The sequence below is a fragment of the Microbacterium meiriae genome, from assembly GCF_032364335.1.
Taxonomy (GTDB): Bacteria; Actinomycetota; Actinomycetes; order Actinomycetales; family Microbacteriaceae; genus Microbacterium; species Microbacterium meiriae.
In genome coordinates, this window is sequence record NZ_CP133984.1 from 1730032 (window position 1) to 1745581 (window position 15550).

General features: G+C 69.6%; 17 protein-coding genes, 1 tRNA gene and 1 pseudogene. 15 read left to right on the plus strand and 4 right to left on the minus strand.

The features are described 5' to 3' along the window. Positions 1-115: 115 nt before the first annotated feature. Genes RI211_RS08275 through RI211_RS08295 form a run of 5 tightly spaced genes read left to right on the plus strand, consistent with a single transcriptional unit; the run spans position 116 to position 4994 of the window. The gene (locus tag RI211_RS08275; RefSeq protein WP_315636898.1) at positions 116-1300 is read left to right on the plus strand and encodes a ferrochelatase; all 1185 of its coding nucleotides are present in this window, start codon (positions 116-118) and stop codon (positions 1298-1300) included. A gap of 31 nt (positions 1301-1331) precedes the next feature. Then, positions 1332-1817 carry a ribose-5-phosphate isomerase gene (locus tag RI211_RS08280; RefSeq protein WP_136052822.1) on the plus strand — a complete coding sequence of 162 codons (486 nt, stop codon included), beginning with the start codon at positions 1332-1334 and terminating at the stop codon, positions 1815-1817. Position 1818: 1 nt separating this feature from the next. Beyond that, positions 1819-2817: an Fpg/Nei family DNA glycosylase gene (locus RI211_RS08285; protein ID WP_259951554.1), complete on the plus strand. Its 999-nt coding sequence runs from the start codon at positions 1819-1821 to the stop codon at positions 2815-2817. Positions 2818-2859: 42 nt separating this feature from the next. Further along, positions 2860-3501: an FMN-binding negative transcriptional regulator gene (locus tag RI211_RS08290; protein WP_280566285.1), complete on the plus strand. Its 642-nt coding sequence runs from the start codon at positions 2860-2862 to the stop codon at positions 3499-3501. Next, on the plus strand, positions 3498-4994 hold the full coding sequence (locus RI211_RS08295) for an amidohydrolase (protein ID WP_315636897.1): 1497 nt from the start codon (positions 3498-3500) through the stop codon (positions 4992-4994). Before RI211_RS08290 ends, RI211_RS08295 begins: the two co-directional genes overlap by 4 nt. A 63-nt stretch (positions 4995-5057) precedes the next feature. On the opposite strand, the gene RI211_RS08300 is transcribed toward RI211_RS08295, so the two are convergent. Next, positions 5058-5543, minus strand: a complete 486-nt coding sequence (locus RI211_RS08300; RefSeq protein WP_315636896.1) for a Dps family protein — start codon at positions 5541-5543, stop codon at positions 5058-5060. A 129-nt stretch (positions 5544-5672) separates the two neighbouring features. Here RI211_RS08300 and RI211_RS08305 point away from each other — a divergent pair, with 129 nt between their 5' ends. The 8 genes and pseudogenes from RI211_RS08305 to RI211_RS08340 all read left to right on the plus strand — a co-directional run bounded on the left by RI211_RS08305 (position 5673) and on the right by RI211_RS08340 (position 11311). Next, positions 5673-6209, plus strand: a complete 537-nt coding sequence (locus tag RI211_RS08305) for a gamma carbonic anhydrase family protein (protein ID WP_187664036.1) — start codon at positions 5673-5675, stop codon at positions 6207-6209. Positions 6210-6237: 28 nt separating this feature from the next. Further along, positions 6238-6311: transfer RNA gene (locus RI211_RS08310), tRNA-Ile, on the plus strand. Between the two features lie 94 nt (positions 6312-6405). Continuing rightward, on the plus strand, positions 6406-6918 hold the full coding sequence (locus RI211_RS08315) for a DoxX family membrane protein (RefSeq protein ID WP_292795194.1): 513 nt from the start codon (positions 6406-6408) through the stop codon (positions 6916-6918). Between the two features lie 306 nt (positions 6919-7224). Further along, positions 7225-8988 carry a DUF5979 domain-containing protein gene (locus RI211_RS08320; protein WP_315636895.1) on the plus strand — a complete coding sequence of 588 codons (1764 nt, stop codon included), beginning with the start codon at positions 7225-7227 and terminating at the stop codon, positions 8986-8988. Between the two features lie 147 nt (positions 8989-9135). Continuing rightward, positions 9136-9642 carry a hypothetical protein gene (locus RI211_RS08325; RefSeq protein WP_315636894.1) on the plus strand — a complete coding sequence of 169 codons (507 nt, stop codon included), beginning with the start codon at positions 9136-9138 and terminating at the stop codon, positions 9640-9642. An 89-nt stretch (positions 9643-9731) separates the two neighbouring features. After that, positions 9732-10109 (plus strand): annotated as a pseudogene (locus RI211_RS08330) (globin domain-containing protein); the annotation flags it as partial. 330 nt (positions 10110-10439) lie between these two features. Then, the gene (locus RI211_RS08335) at positions 10440-10946 is read left to right on the plus strand and encodes a ferredoxin reductase domain-containing protein (RefSeq protein ID WP_311198672.1); all 507 of its coding nucleotides are present in this window, start codon (positions 10440-10442) and stop codon (positions 10944-10946) included. Between the two features lie 104 nt (positions 10947-11050). Continuing rightward, the gene (locus RI211_RS08340) at positions 11051-11311 is read left to right on the plus strand and encodes a DUF6458 family protein (RefSeq protein ID WP_187664041.1); all 261 of its coding nucleotides are present in this window, start codon (positions 11051-11053) and stop codon (positions 11309-11311) included. A 53-nt stretch (positions 11312-11364) separates the two neighbouring features. Here the strand turns inward: RI211_RS08340 and RI211_RS08345 are convergent, their stop codons facing one another. Next, the gene (locus tag RI211_RS08345; RefSeq protein WP_060921991.1) at positions 11365-11682 is read right to left on the minus strand and encodes a DUF7882 family protein; all 318 of its coding nucleotides are present in this window, start codon (positions 11680-11682) and stop codon (positions 11365-11367) included. Positions 11683-11867: 185 nt separating this feature from the next. Continuing rightward, on the minus strand, positions 11868-12782 hold the full coding sequence (locus RI211_RS08350; RefSeq protein ID WP_315636893.1) for a helix-turn-helix transcriptional regulator: 915 nt from the start codon (positions 12780-12782) through the stop codon (positions 11868-11870). Positions 12783-12916: 134 nt separating this feature from the next. On the opposite strand from RI211_RS08350, the gene RI211_RS08355 reads away from it, so the two are divergent. Next, on the plus strand, positions 12917-13816 hold the full coding sequence (locus tag RI211_RS08355; protein WP_187664043.1) for an alpha/beta fold hydrolase: 900 nt from the start codon (positions 12917-12919) through the stop codon (positions 13814-13816). Here RI211_RS08355 and RI211_RS08360 read toward each other — a convergent pair. Continuing rightward, positions 13788-14261: an Lrp/AsnC family transcriptional regulator gene (locus tag RI211_RS08360; RefSeq protein WP_025103414.1), complete on the minus strand. Its 474-nt coding sequence runs from the start codon at positions 14259-14261 to the stop codon at positions 13788-13790. The two genes, RI211_RS08355 and RI211_RS08360, sit on opposite strands and share 29 nt — an antisense overlap. Before the next feature lie 171 nt (positions 14262-14432). Between RI211_RS08360 and pdhA the strand changes: the two genes are divergently transcribed. Then, positions 14433-15548 carry a pyruvate dehydrogenase (acetyl-transferring) E1 component subunit alpha gene (gene pdhA / locus RI211_RS08365; RefSeq protein ID WP_315637162.1) on the plus strand — a complete coding sequence of 372 codons (1116 nt, stop codon included), beginning with the start codon at positions 14433-14435 and terminating at the stop codon, positions 15546-15548. Positions 15549-15550: the final 2 nt, after the last annotated feature.

The following is a 15550-nucleotide window of genomic DNA, read 5'->3' on the forward strand; positions in this document are numbered from 1 at the left end:
ACGGCAACCATGACAGCCTACGCCAGAGCGACGCGCGCGCCGTCGATCCGCACGGACCGGGGATAGTCACGGTCGTGCGGACGCTCGTCGTCCGCGGAGGTGGGAAGATGGAGGGGTGACCGCGATCGAGCCGAATGTCGTTCCCTTTGCCTCGCCCGCCGCTGCCGGCGGCGACCCCTATGTGACCACGCCCGTCGCCTACGACGCCATCCTCTTGGCGAGCTTCGGCGGCCCGGAGGGTCAGGAGGACGTGATCCCCTTCCTCCGGAACGTGACGCGCGGTCGGGGCATCCCGGATGAGCGTCTGGAGGAGGTCGCGCACCACTACCGTCACTTCGGCGGGGTGAGCCCGATCAACGGCCAGAACCGTGTGCTCAAGGACGCGCTGGAGAAGGCGCTCGTGGCCCGGGGGATCGACCTCCCCGTGTACTGGGGCAACCGCAACTGGGGTCCGTACCTGGAGGACGTGCTGCCCGAGGCGTCCGCGAACGGTCACACCACCCTCCTCGCCTTCGCCACGAGCGCGTACAGCTCGTTCTCCAGCTGCCGCCAGTACCGCGAGGACTTCGCTCGCGTACTGACGGACACCGGCCTCGGCGAGACGGTCACCATCGACAAGATCCGTCCCTTCTACGACCACCCCGGCTTCGTCGAGGCCTTCGAGGCGGGCGTGCGGGAGTCGGTGCAGGGCTATCTCGACCAGGGCTTCGCGCCGACCGAGATCCAGGTCCTCTTCTCCACGCACAGCATCCCGACGGCCGACGCCGAGCGCTCCGGCGCCCGCGATATCGACTGGGGCGAGGGTGGGGCTTATGCCGCGCAGCACCTCGCCGTGTCGGAGTGGGCGATGGAGCAGGTGCGGGCGGCCATCCCGGGAGCCGCCGATGTGCCCTGGGAGCTCGTCTACCAGTCCCGTTCGGGCCCCGCGTCGCAGCCCTGGCTGGAGCCCGATGTCTGCGACGTGATCGCGGAGCTCCCGGTGCGCGGTCGTAAGGCGGTCATCGTGGTCCCCGTCGGCTTCATGAGCGACCACATGGAGGTCCTCTGGGATCTCGACACCGAGGCCGCCGAGGCCGCGGAGGAGGCGGGCCTCGCCTTCGTCCGCACGCCGACGCCCGGCGTCCGCGAGGCGTTCGTGGAGGGCATCGTCGATCTCATCGAGGAGCGCCTGCAGGGTCGCCCGAACGCGGAGCGTCCGCACGTCACCGATCTGCCCGGCGCGTTCGACGTCTGCCGTCCCGGGTGCTGCGAGAACGTGCGCGCGGGGTTCAAGCCCGCGGCGGCCGGCATCGCCCCCTGAGTCCCGGACACCGGATCCTAGGATGGAGACCATGCGCATCCACATCGCCACCGATCACGCCGGACTCGAGTTCTCGACGCGGCTGCAGGAGCATCTCCGCGCCGCGGGGCACGAGGTGATCGACCATGGTCCGGTGGAGTACGACGCGCTCGACGACTACCCGGCCTTCTGCATCCGGGCGGCGCAGGCCGTCGTCGTCGATCAGGCGACAGGGGTGCCGGCGCTCGGTATCGTCTTCGGCGGCTCGGGCAACGGCGAGCAGATCGCCGCGAACAAGGTCGCCGGGGTCCGCGCGGCGCTCGTCTGGAACCTCTCCACGGCCGAGCTCGCGCGGGAGCACAACGACGCGAACGTCATCTCCATCGGCGCGCGTCAGCACACCTACGACGAGGTCACGGCGTTCATCGACAGGTTCATCGCCACGCCGTTCTCCGGCGACGAGCGGCACGTCCGGCGCATCGGACAGATCGCCGACTTCGAGCGCGACGGCTCGCTCCTCCCGGACCCCCGGGCCTGACATGCCCGAGGGACATTCCGTCCACCGCATCGCGCGGCAGTTTGATCGCAACTTCGTCGGCAAGACGATGAGCGCGTCCAGCCCGCAGGGCCGTTTCGCCGAGGGCGCCGCCGTGCTCGACGGGCGCCAGGCCGTGAGCGTGCAGGCCGTCGGCAAGCAGATGTTCCTCGAGGCGGAGGGCGACCTCTGGCTGCGTGTGCACCTCGGCCTCTACGGCGCGTGGGACTTCGCGGGGGAGATCCTCGTCGATCCCACCATCGCGTCGGCCAACGGCCGGATGGGACAGACCAATCAGCGCGGCACCACTTTCGACGAGGCGATCCTGGACGACGCGGGTGAGAACTCCCTCGCCTCGATCGGGGCTCCGCGTCGCGCCAGGGTCCACGTGCGGATGTCCGAGCAGACCAAGGGGCTGACCGACGAGGTCGACGAATGGCCCCCGCCCGTGGTGGGTCAGGTGCGTCTCCGTCTCATGACCGACATCACCGTGGCCGACCTGCGCGGTCCCACCGCGTGCGTGCTGCAGACGCCGGAGGAGATGCTGGCGACCGTGGCCAAGCTCGGCCCCGATCCGCTCGTCGGCGATCCGGCGGAGAACGAGGAGCGGTTCGTCCGCGCCGTGCGGAAGAAGCCGACCCCGATCGCGCTGCTGCTGATGGACCAGGCGGTCGTCAGCGGCATCGGCAACGTGTACCGCGCCGAAATGCTCTACCGGCAGCGCCTGAACCCGCACACGCCGGGCCGCGACGTCCCGGAGGATGTCGTCAGGGCGCTCTGGCACGACTGGGTGCGGCTGCTGGCCATCGGTGTGGAGACCGGTCAGATGATGACCATGGACGGACTGTCTCCTGAGCAGTACCGCGCCGCGATGGCCAGCCGCGACGACCGCCACTGGGTCTACCACCGCGCCGGCCTACCGTGCCGGGTGTGCGGGACCGAGATCGCCCTGGAGGAGATCGGCGCCCGCAAGCTGTACTGGTGCCCGCGCTGTCAGGCCTGAGGGCGGGATCCCCGGGGCTTCCGCCGCTCTAGGCTGGGATCCATGCGACAGAATCCGAGCTTCACGCTCGCCGATGTGGCCGAGATCCGCCGCGTCATCGACGCCAACCCGTGGGCGACGGTGGTGAGTGCGCCTGAGGATGGTCTGGTCGCCTCGCACTATGCCGTCCTCCTCGACGACGACCGCGATGATCTGACGGTCGTGGGGCACGTGGGCCGCCCGGACGACGCCATCCACGGTCTGGGGGACCGGGAGATCCTGCTTGCCTTCCAAGGGCCGCACGGGTACGTCTCGCCGGGCTGGTACGGCGACGTCCCCGCGGTCCCCACCTGGAACTACACCGCGGTGCACCTGTCGGGCGTTCCCGAGATCCTCAGCACCGCGGAGAATCTCCGTGTGCTCGATGCCCTCGTCGCGCGGTTCGAGTCGCGCCTGCCCGACCCGCGCCTGATGTGGGAGCGTCCGAACGACGCGGCCTTCATCGAGAGACTCGAATCCGGAACGGTCGGCTTCCGCCTCACCCCGACGAAGGTCGTCGCCAAGCGGAAGCTGAGCCAGAACAAGCCCGCGGAGACCATCGAGGCGGTGATCGCGGCGCTGCACGCCGAAGGGCCGTACGAGAACGCCGCCCTCGCCGCGGAGATGCGTCGTGCACAGGACGCACGGACGGGTGGCGGCGCGTGAGCGCCCTCGGAGTCGAGGTCGGAACGGTCCGTGCCGTCCGCCCCGTGGGTCCGGGGCGGGAGTTCCTGCTGGACGATGAGCCGGTCGACCTCCACCTCGCCGACGGGCACATCGTCGACATCGCACCGACCGGAGCGCTGCCCGCCCGTGGAGAGGTCATCGAAGCGGACGGTGCCTGGGCGGTCCCCGGGCTGTGGGACAACCACGTGCACACCGTGCAGTGGGCTCTGGCGGCGGAGCGCGTGCCCTTGGACGAGGCGGACTCGGCCGCAGCGGCCGCGAGACTGATGCGCGACGCTCCGGTCCTCCCCGATGGAAGACGGATCGGCACGGGGTTCCGGGACGCGCTGTGGCCTGACCGGCCATCCGTGTCCGCGCTCGATGCCGAAACCGGCGTGGTGCCGACCTACCTGATCAACGCGGACGTGCACAGCGTCTGGCTGAACTCGGCGGCCTTGGCGCGCGAGGGCTTCCGCGGGGACGACGGTCTGCTCCGCGAGGAGGACGCGTTCGAGATCTCCCGCCGCCTGAATGCCGTCGACCCTGCCCACAGCGATGAGGCGGTCATCCGTGCGGGGGCGGCGGCCGCAGCGCGTGGCGTGACCGGTCTGGTCGACTTCGACATGGCGTGGAACGCCGATGCCTGGCCGCGACGGATCCTCGCGGGCTTCGCCGCGCACCGTGTCGAGTTCGCGTTCTATCGGGCGGATCTCGATCGGGCGATCACCGCGGGCCTCCGGACGGGGGAGCGCCTCGCGGTGTCGGATCCGACCGGGCTGGTCGGATCCCTCGTGCGGGTCGGGTCGTTGAAGGTCATCAGCGACGGCTCGCTCGGCACCCGTACCGCGGCCTGCTCACATTCCTACCCTGGCGACCCCGCGAACTACGGGGTGCTGACGGTGCCTCCGGACGAACTCACGGCGCTGCTGACCACTGCGGCGGGAGCCGGGATCGAGGTCGCCGTGCACGCGATCGGCGATCGCGCCGTGACGGCGGCCCTCGACGCCTTCGGGGCCTCCGGGGCCACGGGATCGATGGAGCATGCGCAACTGGTGCGGCACGCGGATCTGGCTCGATTCGCCCGGCTCGGGGTGCGCGCGAGCGTCCAACCCCAGCATGCGGTGGACGACCGCGACCTGGTCGAGCACCACTGGGCCGGTCAGACGGCCATCGGCTATCCGCTCGCCTCGCTGCGGGCGGCAGGCGCGGAGGTGCGCTTCGGGTCCGACGCGCCGGTCGCCCCGCTCGACCCCTGGCACGCGATCTCCGCGGCCGTCTGGCGGACTGACGACGACCGTGCTGCCTGGCATCCGGAGGAGCGGCTGACGCTGGAGCAGGCGCTCGAAGCGAGTGTCCGCACATCTCTCCGTCCCGGTCAGAGCGCAGACATCGTGATCCTCGGGACGGATCCTCGCATCGCTGACGCGGCGGGGCTCCGGACGATGCCCGTCACCACGACGCTGCTCGGCGGCCGCCTCACGCACGTCGCCTGAGGCGGCGCGCACACGACGAAGGGCGGCCCCGTATCGGAGCCGCCCTTCGTCGTGAACGTGGTGTCAGGCCGCGATGTGCGACACGAGGAACCAGCGGTCCTTCTCGAGGCCGCGCTGGATCTCGATCGCCACATCCTGGCTCGTGAGGTCGACCTCGTCGAGGCCTTCCACAGCTGCCTTCACATCGACGAGGATCGCGTCGATGTCGGCGATCACGGCGCGGATCAGCTCGTCCGACTGCGCGAAGCCGGCCGGAACGCCGGTGGCGCCGGCCTTCTCGGCGACGGCGTTCACACGCGCGTCGATCGGGAGGCCCAGAGCGACGATGCGCTCGGCGGCGGTGTCGGCGAAGTCACCGGCGTGGGCGACGATCGTGTCGAGCAGCTCGTGCACGCCGACGAAGTTGGCGCCGCGGACGTGCCAGTGCGCCTGCTTGCCGTTGACGGTCAGCGCTTGGAGACCGAGGACGACGGGGGAGAGGAACTGCGCCGCACCGGCGGCGACAGTCGGGTCGATGGCGGTGGTGGAAACGGTCTGGGGCTTGCTCATCTTGTGCTCCTCCGAATGAAGTTCTCTGACTGACGAGTACAACGCTACTCAGCCTCAGACATTCCGCAAGGAAGCTGAGGCTCCACTCACTTCCGCGTGATTCCGGGGGAGTGAGGGTAGTCTCGCCTCATGAGCATCGCTGCCGGAGCTTCCATCCTCGCCCTCCCGGATCGCATCCCCGAGCTCGACGACACGGCCTTCGTCGCGGACGGCGCCCGCATCGTGGGCGCGGTCTCCCTCGGACCCGGTGCGAGCGTCTGGTACAACGCCGTGCTCCGCGGTGACTCGGCGCCCATCATCATCGGTCCGGGCAGCAACGTCCAGGACAACGTGTCGATCCACGTCGACGCCGGGCATCCCGTCGTCGTCGGCTCCCAGGTGTCCATAGGCCATAACGCGGTGGTGCACGGCTGCACGATCGGTGACGGCTCTCTCATCGGCATGGGGGCCGTCGTCCTCAGCGGTGCCGTGATCGGAGAGGGCTGCCTGATCGCCGGCGGAGCCGTGGTGCTCGGCGGGACCGAGGTGCCGCCGGGTTCCCTGGTCGCCGGTGTTCCCGCGAAGGTGCGCAGGGCGCTGTCGGACGACGAGCGTGCCTCTCTGGTGGCGAACGCGGCGATCTACCTGGAGCACGCGGCGACGCACGTCCGCGCAACGGAAGCGTAAGGCCCTGCCCCGCTAGGCTGGGCGGTACGGGGCGGTGGCCAAGCTGGTTAAGGCAGTGGGCTCATAACCCAACGATCGTCGGTTCAAGTCCGACCCGCCCTACTACCCGTCTCGTCCGTCGTAATCGTCGCCGCGTTCTCCCGTCTCTCCTCTGGAGGTCTCGACGCCCGTCAGCCTCCGGATCGGAGCAGGAGCCATGACGACCACGAGTGTGCCGAACGCGGAGACCCGTCGTCGGATCGAGGACGTGGGGCAGATCGCGTTGCGTCTCGCGATCGCGGCGAGTTTCGCCCTCGCCGTCGCCGACCGCTTCGGGCTCCTCGGCGGCCCGGGGGCTGATGGCGTGTCGTGGGGATCGTGGACGATCTTCCGTGCGTACACGGCGCAGCTCGTCCCTGTCCCCGTCGACCTGGTGGTGGACACGGCGGCCGTGCTGGCGACGGCTCTCGAGACCGTCCTCGCTCTGCTGCTGGCCGTCGGGCTGTGGACCCGGCTCGCGGCGGGAGTCGCCGCGCTGCTCACGGTGACGTTCGGCGTGACGATGCTCGTCTTCCTCGGGCCGCTTGCGCCGTTCCGATACCCGGTCTTCGTCTTCACGGCCGCCGCGATCCTGCTCGGTGGGCTGAAGCGCTACCGGTGGAGCATCGATGCGCTGCGAAAGGAGGTGCCGGGAGCGGGGAGAGACAACGATGCTCCCGGCACCAGGTAGACGGCGAATGCCTCTACAGACGGACGGACGCGTCGGAAGGGGAAGCGATCCGTCACAGGAGAGATGACGAGGTGACCGTTTCATGACGCCGTTTTCCGCAGGATCACGGCATATTGCACGTGCCGCGAGAAACCCGTTCGACCGAACCGCGTAACAGAACGCGCCGTTCTGCATCCCTTCCTGGGGACATCACTCGCGCGGAAGAAGCCATCCGCGCGAGTTCATCGATCATCTGGGGAGTCGAAAGTGCCAGTCATTCAGCATGCAATCAGATCGGGCGCGCGGGGAACGCGCCTGACGACGTTCGTGGGTGCTCTGCTCGCGATCTGTCTGGCGGCCCTGGCGGCCGTCATCGCGACGCCGGCCACGGCCCGCGCTGCGGAGGTCGCGGGGATCACCTCGTTGACCATCACCGAACCCACCGACCAGATCAAGGTCTGGGACCGGATCGCGTTCGAAGCGACCTGGGCAGTGCCGGACACGGCGACTGCGGGGGACACCTTCCGCCTCGCCTTCCCGACGAGCCCGAGTCTCACCGGGGTGCGGGGATCCTTCGCCCTGACGGCGCCGGATGGCCAGACCGTCGGAACATGCGAGGTGTCGACCGGTGAGCTCGTGTGCACGCTTACGGACTACGTGGACAGCCACACCGACGTCAGCGGCACCCTGCACTTCCGCGCCAGGGCGGACGAGGAGACCACACTGACGGAGATCCCGTTCACGACGGGCGGCGGAACCGTCGTCCCGGTCGACGTTCCCGGCGGGATCGGGCCGGTCCCGGAGTTCCCGGCGCCGACGACCCCGACCAAGTGGGGCGACGTGACGCTCGACGGTCGGAACATCGCGTGGGGCGTGAACATCCCGTCGTCGGCACTGGCCGGGGAGGCTCCGACGCTCACCGACACGTTCACGGCCGGCCTCGTGCTCGATCCCGCGTCCGTCACCGTGGCGTACGTGCTCGCGAAGGACTGGGCGGGAGGCAAGTACACCGTGTCGACGGCGCTGCAGTCGGGCAGCGACTTCACCGTCACGGAGGTCAGCTCCGAGTCGTTCACGGTGACGGTCGACGCGCCGATCGTCGCCGACGCGATCTACGTGCTCCGCTACAAGACGGCTCTGCCCGCCGACGTCCGTCCCGGTGATGCGTTCCACAACACCGTGACCGGCTCCCGGTGGGTCACCGAGAGCACGCCGGTCATCTACTCCCAGGGCGGGGGAGACGGTGAAGGGGTGCTCCCGGTCGGCGGGTTCACCGTGACCAAGGAGGTCAGCGGTTCCGGCGCGGCTCTGGTGCCCGACGACCGCGAGTTCCGGGTGGCCTACACGTATCAGCGCGCAGGACAGACGGTGGAGGGCGAGCTCGCCCTGCGGTCCGGGCAGACCGATGGCCTGAAGGATCTGCCGGCGGGAACGGTCGTCACCCTGTCTGAGGTCACGCCGGCGGACGTCGACGGCGTGACCTGGCAGGCGCCGGTCTTCTCCGGCACCGATGTGGCGATCACCGATGGCGGCGCGACCGTCACCATCGCACGGGGCGCGACGGTCGCGGTGACGCTCACCAACCCGACGACGGTCACGTCGCCGCCGGTAGGGGGCTTCACGGTGACCAAGAAGGTCACGGGGGCCGGGGCCTCCCTCGTTCCTGCGCACCAGACCTTCACCGTGGAGTACTCGTACGAGCTCGCGGGGCATTCCGTCACCGGTGAACTCGCGCTCCGTGCCGGCGAGAGCGAGGGACTCGCGGATCTGCCGGCGGGAACGGTCGTCACGCTCCGCGAGAAGGCGCCGATCGCCGTGGAGGGCGTCACGTGGAAGAGCCCGCACTTCACCGGCGCAGGAGTCGACGTCGGCGACGACGGCGCGACGCTCACGATCTCCGAAGACGCGACGCTCGGGGTGGTCCTCACCAATGGGACCGCCGTCACTCCGCCGCCCCCTCCGGGTGGTGAGCTCGCCTTGACCGGATCCGAGGGACCCGCCGGCCCGTTCGCCCTGGGAGCGCTGCTGCTGCTTGCGGGACTGACAGCGCTCGGCGTCCGCCGTCGGGTGGCGGGTCGCGCCGGTGATTGAGGACTAGGAGAGGCCAGGCAGATCGATCGCGCGACGACTTCTTCGTCGTCGCGTGATCGATCGTGCCATTCGGCGTCTAGTGGTCGTCGAGGAGTTTCCCTCGACGACCACGCCGACGCCGCAGCGCGTCGGAGAAAGGCATCTCTCATGAACAAGACGCTCATTGCCCGTGCCTCTGCCGCCCTCGGCGTCGCGGCCGCTCTTTCGCTCGGTGGAGCGACGCTCGCTCCCGCCGCTCACGCGGAGGCGACACCTGCGGACCCGGCCGCGTCGAAGCCGCTGAGCACGGGCGTGCTCGCGCAGCGCGTCGGGCCTGCCTGTCTCTTCTTCCAGTACACGTTCAACATGAGCCCGACCGATCCCCAGGTGGGGGACACCGTGACGTACACCATGCAGTTCCTCAACAACGGCGAGGTGGACTCCACGAAGAGCGCGCTCACGTTCCGCCTGGACGGCCTCCTCGACGACTCGACCTGGGCAGCGTCGACGCTGGAAGCGACGTCCGGCCGCCCTTCCGCGGCGGAGAACGCGGTCACGTGGAACGGGCCGCTCGACGCCGGAGACGATGTCGTGCTGCGCTTCACCGGCGTGTGGACGGGCGAAGGCGATGGACTCGCGTTCCCGCGGGTCGAGTCCTACGGCTACGTGAGGTGAAAGCGGGTCGGAGTCCTGTTTTCCACGGTATCCGCGGCGACGTGGCGCGCTCGTCGTCGAGAGGCTGAACGGACACCGACCGAAAGGCAGCCATGCAGCTCTCCACGGATTCCGAAGCCATCGTCCGCGCCACCGCCGGCGTCGTCGCCTCTCACGCCGACGAGATCACCACCCTGTTCTATCGGCGCATGTTCGAGGCGCATCCGGAGCTGTTGAACGTCTTCAACCGCGCGCATCAGGCGCAGGGCGATCAGCCCAAGGCGCTGGCGGCGTCCGTCGTGGCGTTCGCCGTCCACCTCATCGATCCCGACGCGCCGGACTTCTCCCCGGTGATGCGACGTATCGCCCACCGCCACGTCTCGCTGGGGGTGTCGGCACGTCAGTACACGATCGTGGGCCGCTATCTCCTGGCCGCCGTCGATGAGGTCCTCGGCGAGGCGGTCACACCGGCGGTGCACGCCGCGTGGGATGAGGTGTACTGGCTCTTCGGCTGCTCGCTCATCGCGGAGGAGGCGCGGCTCTACGCGGAGGCGGGCACAGACCCGGACCACCCGTGGCGGCCGCACCGCGTCATCGAGCGGGTGGAGGAGGCCCGCGACGTCATCTCCCTCGTCCTGGAGCCGGTGGACGGTCAGCGGGCGCCCCATCGGACCGGGCAGTACGTGGCCGTCGCCGTCGACCTCCCGGACGGCACGCGCCAGCCCCGGCAGTACACGATCTCCTCGTCTGCACCCGGGGCAGCGCTGCGCGTCACCGTGAAGCGTGTGCGTGGTGTGGACGGCGCACCGGACGGTCAGGTGTCGACCTGGCTGCACGAGAACGCGCAGGTCGGTACGGTACTCGATGTCTCCCAGCCCGCCGGCGACCTGCTCCTCGACGACTCCGATGACGCGCTGGTCCTGATCTCGGCGGGAATCGGCATCACTCCCGTCGCGGCGATGGTGGACGACCTCGCACAGCGGCGTCCCGACCGGCCGGTGCACCTGTTCCATGTGGACCGGGAGCCGGACACGCACGCCCTCGTCTCTGCCGTGCGCGGTCGTGCGCAGCATCTGAGCGACGTCCGCGCCCTGACCTGGTACACGGCGGGCGTGGAGGAGGGGCCGTCGGTGCGGTCCGGCCGGATGGATCTCGCCGGCATCGACCTTCCGCCGACGGCACGCGTCTTCCTCTGCGGGCCGCTGTCGTTCATGCAAGCCGTTCGGGGCGCACTGACGGCCCGCGGCATCGAGCCGGACCGTATCGACTACGAGGTCTTCGGCCCTGACCTCTGGGCCCGGCGCCCGGAGTCCGGTGCGGCCTGAGAGTCCCGGAGACCTGAGCGTGGCCGTGTCAAGCCCCTCCTCGACGCCACGAGGCGCTGCCATGCTCCCCGAGAGCGGCACCGCGCCGCGGAACGGGAGAGACAATGAGCATCGGCAGCGGAATCGCGCTCTTCGTCATCGGAGCGATCCTCGTGTTCGCGATCAACGTCGACGTGCCGTGGGTCAACCTGGACATGGTCGGCTACATCCTCATGGGTGCCGGCGTGATCATCTTCCTCATCGGCATCGTGCTGCTCGCCCGCCGACGTCGCACGGAGACCGTGTCGCGCACGTACGTCGACCCGGCGACGGGGGAGCCCACGACCCGGCGTTCGGTCAGCTCCAGTTCGGACGAGGGCCTCTGAGCTGACCCATTCGGAAACGAGAAGGGCCGCGGGGAAACCCGCGGCCCTTCTCGTCAGACGACGTCTGCGCCTTCGAGATGTTCCTCGACGAGGGTGATGCCTCCGCTCGAGTTCGCGGAGTGCGCGAGCTCCTCGATCCAGCGACGGCTCAGCTCGGGCGTCTCGGCCTCGTCGAAGACGAACCGGAGCGGGATGGACGGGTGCAGCCACAGCGTGGAGCGGCCGGGGGCGTCGCCCTCGGGGTGGCGCCAGGAGAGGGTGAAGCTCTCGTTGCGCCGCAGCTTGGTGGCGATGACGACCTTGAGGTGCGCGAGTGCGCGGTCTTCGATCTGGATCGGCGTCTGGGTGTCGCCGTAGTACAGGCTGCCCATCGTCAGCCGACCTTCGCGCGGGAGGCGGGGGTGTTCATGGCGCTCCTTCGGAACGTGCAGGGGGGAGGCGGCAGACCGCTCCCGGGGATACTTGGACTCTACCCAATTTGCGCACGACATCGTGCGCATCGCCGGGACTCGCCGTCGGGCACGAACAGTGTATGCGCGCGGTGTCAGTCCCGGCGTCACAGGGCCCCCAGGACGGGCGGATTCCCGTACGCCTCGCGATAGGCGGTGGCGAACCGGGAGACATTGCTGAAACCCCATCGGCGGGCGACGGCCGACACGGAGGCTCCCTTGCCGTGTCGCAGATCCCGATGCGCGCCGTCGAGCCGAGCACGCCTCAGGGCCTCGTTCGGTGTGATGTCGAGTGCGCGGCGGAACGCATACTGCAGGCCACGCGTGGACATGTACGCGGCCGCGGCGACGTCGTCGACCGTGATCGGCAGATGTGCGTTGTCGTCGATGTACGCCAGGGCACGACGCACCGAGGCCGGTGCCGCAGAGCGCTGCGCGGGACGGTGCAGCGACTCGCTGAACGTGGTGGGGAACGCCGACATCGTCAGCAGGAGGGCGTGGCGTTCGAGTTCTGCGGCGATGAGAGGGGCGGCGCCGTCCGGTCCGAACGAGCCGTCGATATAGGAGAACATCTGCTCCCACCGTGCTCCGTCCTCCCGCGTATGCGGAGCGAGCCCGGTGGCCCGGAGCTCGAGGCGGTCGTCGCCGGTGATCTGCCTGATCGAGTCGCGCGCTGCGGTGCGATCGAACACGAGGGCCCGGACCCGGGCCACCTGATTCCATCTCGCTTCCACGCGGACGCCGTCCGTCAGCCACGGCTGGGCGGCGTCCAGTCCCTGCCGCCCCGACCAGATCCGGGCATCGGCGGCGTCCACGCGGCACACCAACAGCTGATCCTCGGGCTCGGCGCGGGAGTGCACCTGGGCGGCGAGCTGGTAACGGACCAGCGACATCGAGGGTGCCTCCACCGAGCGCCAATCGAAGCGGAACCGGCGCGGATCCACGTCCTGCAGGGTCGCCGAGGGCACGAACTGCTGCCAGGTGGTCTCCACCTGCTCGATGTCCGTGGACGTGAACTGCACCGACACTCCTTGCTGCGCCCTCTTCCGGGCGGCCGGGGCTTCTTGGACAGTAGCCGATGCCACTGACAGCACGGTGGGGATGCCCCGCGGGCCCGCGGGCCGGCTGCGCGGTCGGGGCCTCGTAGACTCGGATCATGAGTGTGCCTTCCCCGTATGCGGAGCGATTGAGCCGGATACCGGTGCAGCGCCATGAGGTGGAGGTCCGTGGCGGATCGACGGCGTACTGGGCATACGGTCCGGACGATGCCGAGACGACCGTCATCGCGGTCCACGGCTTCCGGGGCGAGCACCACGGTCTCGAGTCGGTCCTGGCCTTCCTGCCTGAACTCCGGGTGCTGGCTCCCGACCTCCCCGGATTCGGGGAGTCCGCGCCGTTGCCCGGTCGCCGCCACGATCTGGCGGAGTACGCGGGATGGCTCACCGACTTCACGGCGGCCACGGCACCTGGTGCCGTGATCCTCGGCCATTCGTTCGGTTCCATCGTGACCGCCGCCGCCGTCGCCGGGGGGCTGGAGACCCCGCGGCTGATCCTCGTGAACCCCATCGGCGCGCCCGCGCTGGAGGGACCGAAGGGCATCATGACCCGACTGGCGGTGCTGTACTACGCTCTCGGTGCCAAGCTTCCGCCGCGGATCGGCACCGCGCTCCTGCGCAACCGGGTGATCGTCCGTGTCATGAGCGTGACCATGGCGAAGACGCGGGATCCGGAGCTGCGTCGCTTCATCCACGACCAGCACGACACCTACTTCTCGCGGTTCTCCGACCGGGAGGTCCTGCACGACGCGTTCGTCGCGAGCGTCTCCCACGACGTCAGGGAGTTCGCGCCGTCGATCGACGTTCCCACGCTCCTGATCGCCGCCCAGAAGGACGACATCACCCCGATCGAGGCGGAGCGCGCGCTGGTCACTCTCTTCCCGGACGCGTCCCTCGTCGAGATCGCGCACGTGGGTCACCTGATCCACTACGAGACCCCGGCCGAGGCGGCCGGAGCGGTCCGTCGGTTCCTCAGGATTCCCGTCGCGCGAGGCCGATGAGTCCGGCCACCCGGAACGGGATCACCTCGCCCATCGCGAGCGAGGTCTCCGTGCGCTCCACGCCCTCGATCGAGAGGATCCGGGCGTCCGTGTCGAACAGGTGACGCGCGTCGCGGCATGCCACGCGCGCCAACAGGTCGATGGAGCCGCTCAGGCCGTGCGCCTGGACGACCTCCGGGATGCGCGCGAGCTCGTTGATGATCCGGGGAAGCTCGGTCTGGCGGACGCCGATGCTGACGAACGCCTGCAGCGGGAACCCCAGGACATCGGGGGAGAAGGCGCGCTCGTAGGAGAGGAACACGCCGCTCTGCTCCAACCGCGCCATCCGCGCCTGGATGGTGTTCCGCGACAGACTCATGCGCTCGGCGAGAGCGACGATGGTCACGCGCGGGTCGTCGGCGAGCGCGGCGAGAAGCTCCAGGTCGATCCGGTCCAGTCCAGGCATAGTGCCAAACCCTAGCAGCACGCGGCCCGAGAAAAATGAGCAACATGCTCAATCCAGGTTGAGTTGCTTGAGCGAGGTGTTCACCGGACGTACCCTCAGACCATGCCGGTGATGACGCCGGCACCATTGCGCGTCGCCCCACGAGGGCCGCCAGGGACGAGGAGGACGATGATGTCGCCGCAGACCACCCCCATTGCGGACACCGCCCAGGATCTGGAGCTGTCGGAGCGCATCCTCGCTCCGGACGGGACCCGTGTCGTCAACGACCGCCTCGACCCGTTCGTCACCGATGTCGACGCCGCGCAGCTGCGGGCACTGCACCGCGACATGGTCATCCTCCGCCGCATCGATGCCGAGGGCGTGGCCCTGCAGCGCCAGGGGCAGCTGGGACTCTGGGCGCCGTGCCAGGGCCAGGAAGCCACGCAGATCGGTACGGCCAGAGCGCTCGATCCGCAGGACTACGTCTTCCCGAGCTACCGGGAGACCGGCGTGATCTACGCGCGCGGCGCGCAGCCGGGGGACTACGTGCGGATGTGGCGCGGTGAAGAAGGGGCGGCCTACGATCCCGCCACCCTCCGCGTCGCTCCGTTGCAGATCATCATCGGCGCCCAGACCCTGCACGCGGTCGGGTACGCGCTCGGCATCCAGCATGAGAAGGCATCGGAGGTCGCCGTGACCTACTTCGGTGATGGGGCGACCAGCCAGGGGGATGTGAACGAGGCGATGATCTTCGCAGCGTCGTATCAGGCGCCGGTCGTCTTCGTCTGTCAGAACAACCACTGGGCCATCTCCGAGCCGGTCGCCGTGCAGTCGCAGTATCCGATCGCCGGGCGCGCGCCCGGGTTCGGGATCCCGAGCCTCCGTGTGGACGGGAACGACGTCCTCGCCTGCCTGGCGGCGATGCGCTGGGCGTTGGCCCACGCGCGCTCCGGGAAAGGCCCGGCCTACATCGAGGCCGTGACATATCGGATGGGCCCGCACACCACCGCGGACGACCCCACCCGGTACCGGGACGAGGCCGAGCTGGAGTCCTGGCGCCGCCGCGACCCCATCACGCGACTGGAGGCGTACCTCCGTGCGACCGGGGACCTCACCGAGGAGCATCTCGCCGAGACGCAGGCGGCTGCGGACGCGGTCGCCAAGGAGATGCGCGCGACCTGCCTCGGCATGGTCACCCGTCCGCCGCTGGCGGTGTTCGACGGCGTCTATGCCGAGCCGCACACGGGCCTGGAGCGGCAGCGCGACGAGTACGCGGCATACCTCGCGTCGTTCGAGGGCGAGGCGTGACC

What these genes read in the sequence shown, in the direction of transcription:
- RI211_RS08280 (WP_136052822.1), top strand. Translation starts at nt 1,332, where the DNA reads ATGCGCATCCACATCGCCACCGATCACGCCGGACTCGAGTTCTCGACG.
- RI211_RS08285 (WP_259951554.1), top strand. Translation starts at nt 1,819, where the DNA reads ATGCCCGAGGGACATTCCGTCCACCGCATCGCGCGGCAGTTTGATCGC.
- RI211_RS08290 (WP_280566285.1), top strand. Translation starts at nt 2,860, where the DNA reads ATGCGACAGAATCCGAGCTTCACGCTCGCCGATGTGGCCGAGATCCGC.
- RI211_RS08300 (WP_315636896.1), bottom strand. Translation starts at nt 5,543, where the DNA reads ATGAGCAAGCCCCAGACCGTTTCCACCACCGCCATCGACCCGACTGTC.
- RI211_RS08305 (WP_187664036.1), top strand. Translation starts at nt 5,673, where the DNA reads ATGAGCATCGCTGCCGGAGCTTCCATCCTCGCCCTCCCGGATCGCATC.
- RI211_RS08315 (WP_292795194.1), top strand. Translation starts at nt 6,406, where the DNA reads ATGACGACCACGAGTGTGCCGAACGCGGAGACCCGTCGTCGGATCGAG.
- RI211_RS08325 (WP_315636894.1), top strand. Translation starts at nt 9,136, where the DNA reads ATGAACAAGACGCTCATTGCCCGTGCCTCTGCCGCCCTCGGCGTCGCG.
- RI211_RS08340 (WP_187664041.1), top strand. Translation starts at nt 11,051, where the DNA reads ATGAGCATCGGCAGCGGAATCGCGCTCTTCGTCATCGGAGCGATCCTC.
- RI211_RS08345 (WP_060921991.1), bottom strand. Translation starts at nt 11,682, where the DNA reads ATGGGCAGCCTGTACTACGGCGACACCCAGACGCCGATCCAGATCGAA.
- RI211_RS08355 (WP_187664043.1), top strand. Translation starts at nt 12,917, where the DNA reads ATGAGTGTGCCTTCCCCGTATGCGGAGCGATTGAGCCGGATACCGGTG.
- RI211_RS08360 (WP_025103414.1), bottom strand. Translation starts at nt 14,261, where the DNA reads ATGCCTGGACTGGACCGGATCGACCTGGAGCTTCTCGCCGCGCTCGCC.
- pdhA (WP_315637162.1), top strand. Translation starts at nt 14,433, where the DNA reads ATGTCGCCGCAGACCACCCCCATTGCGGACACCGCCCAGGATCTGGAG.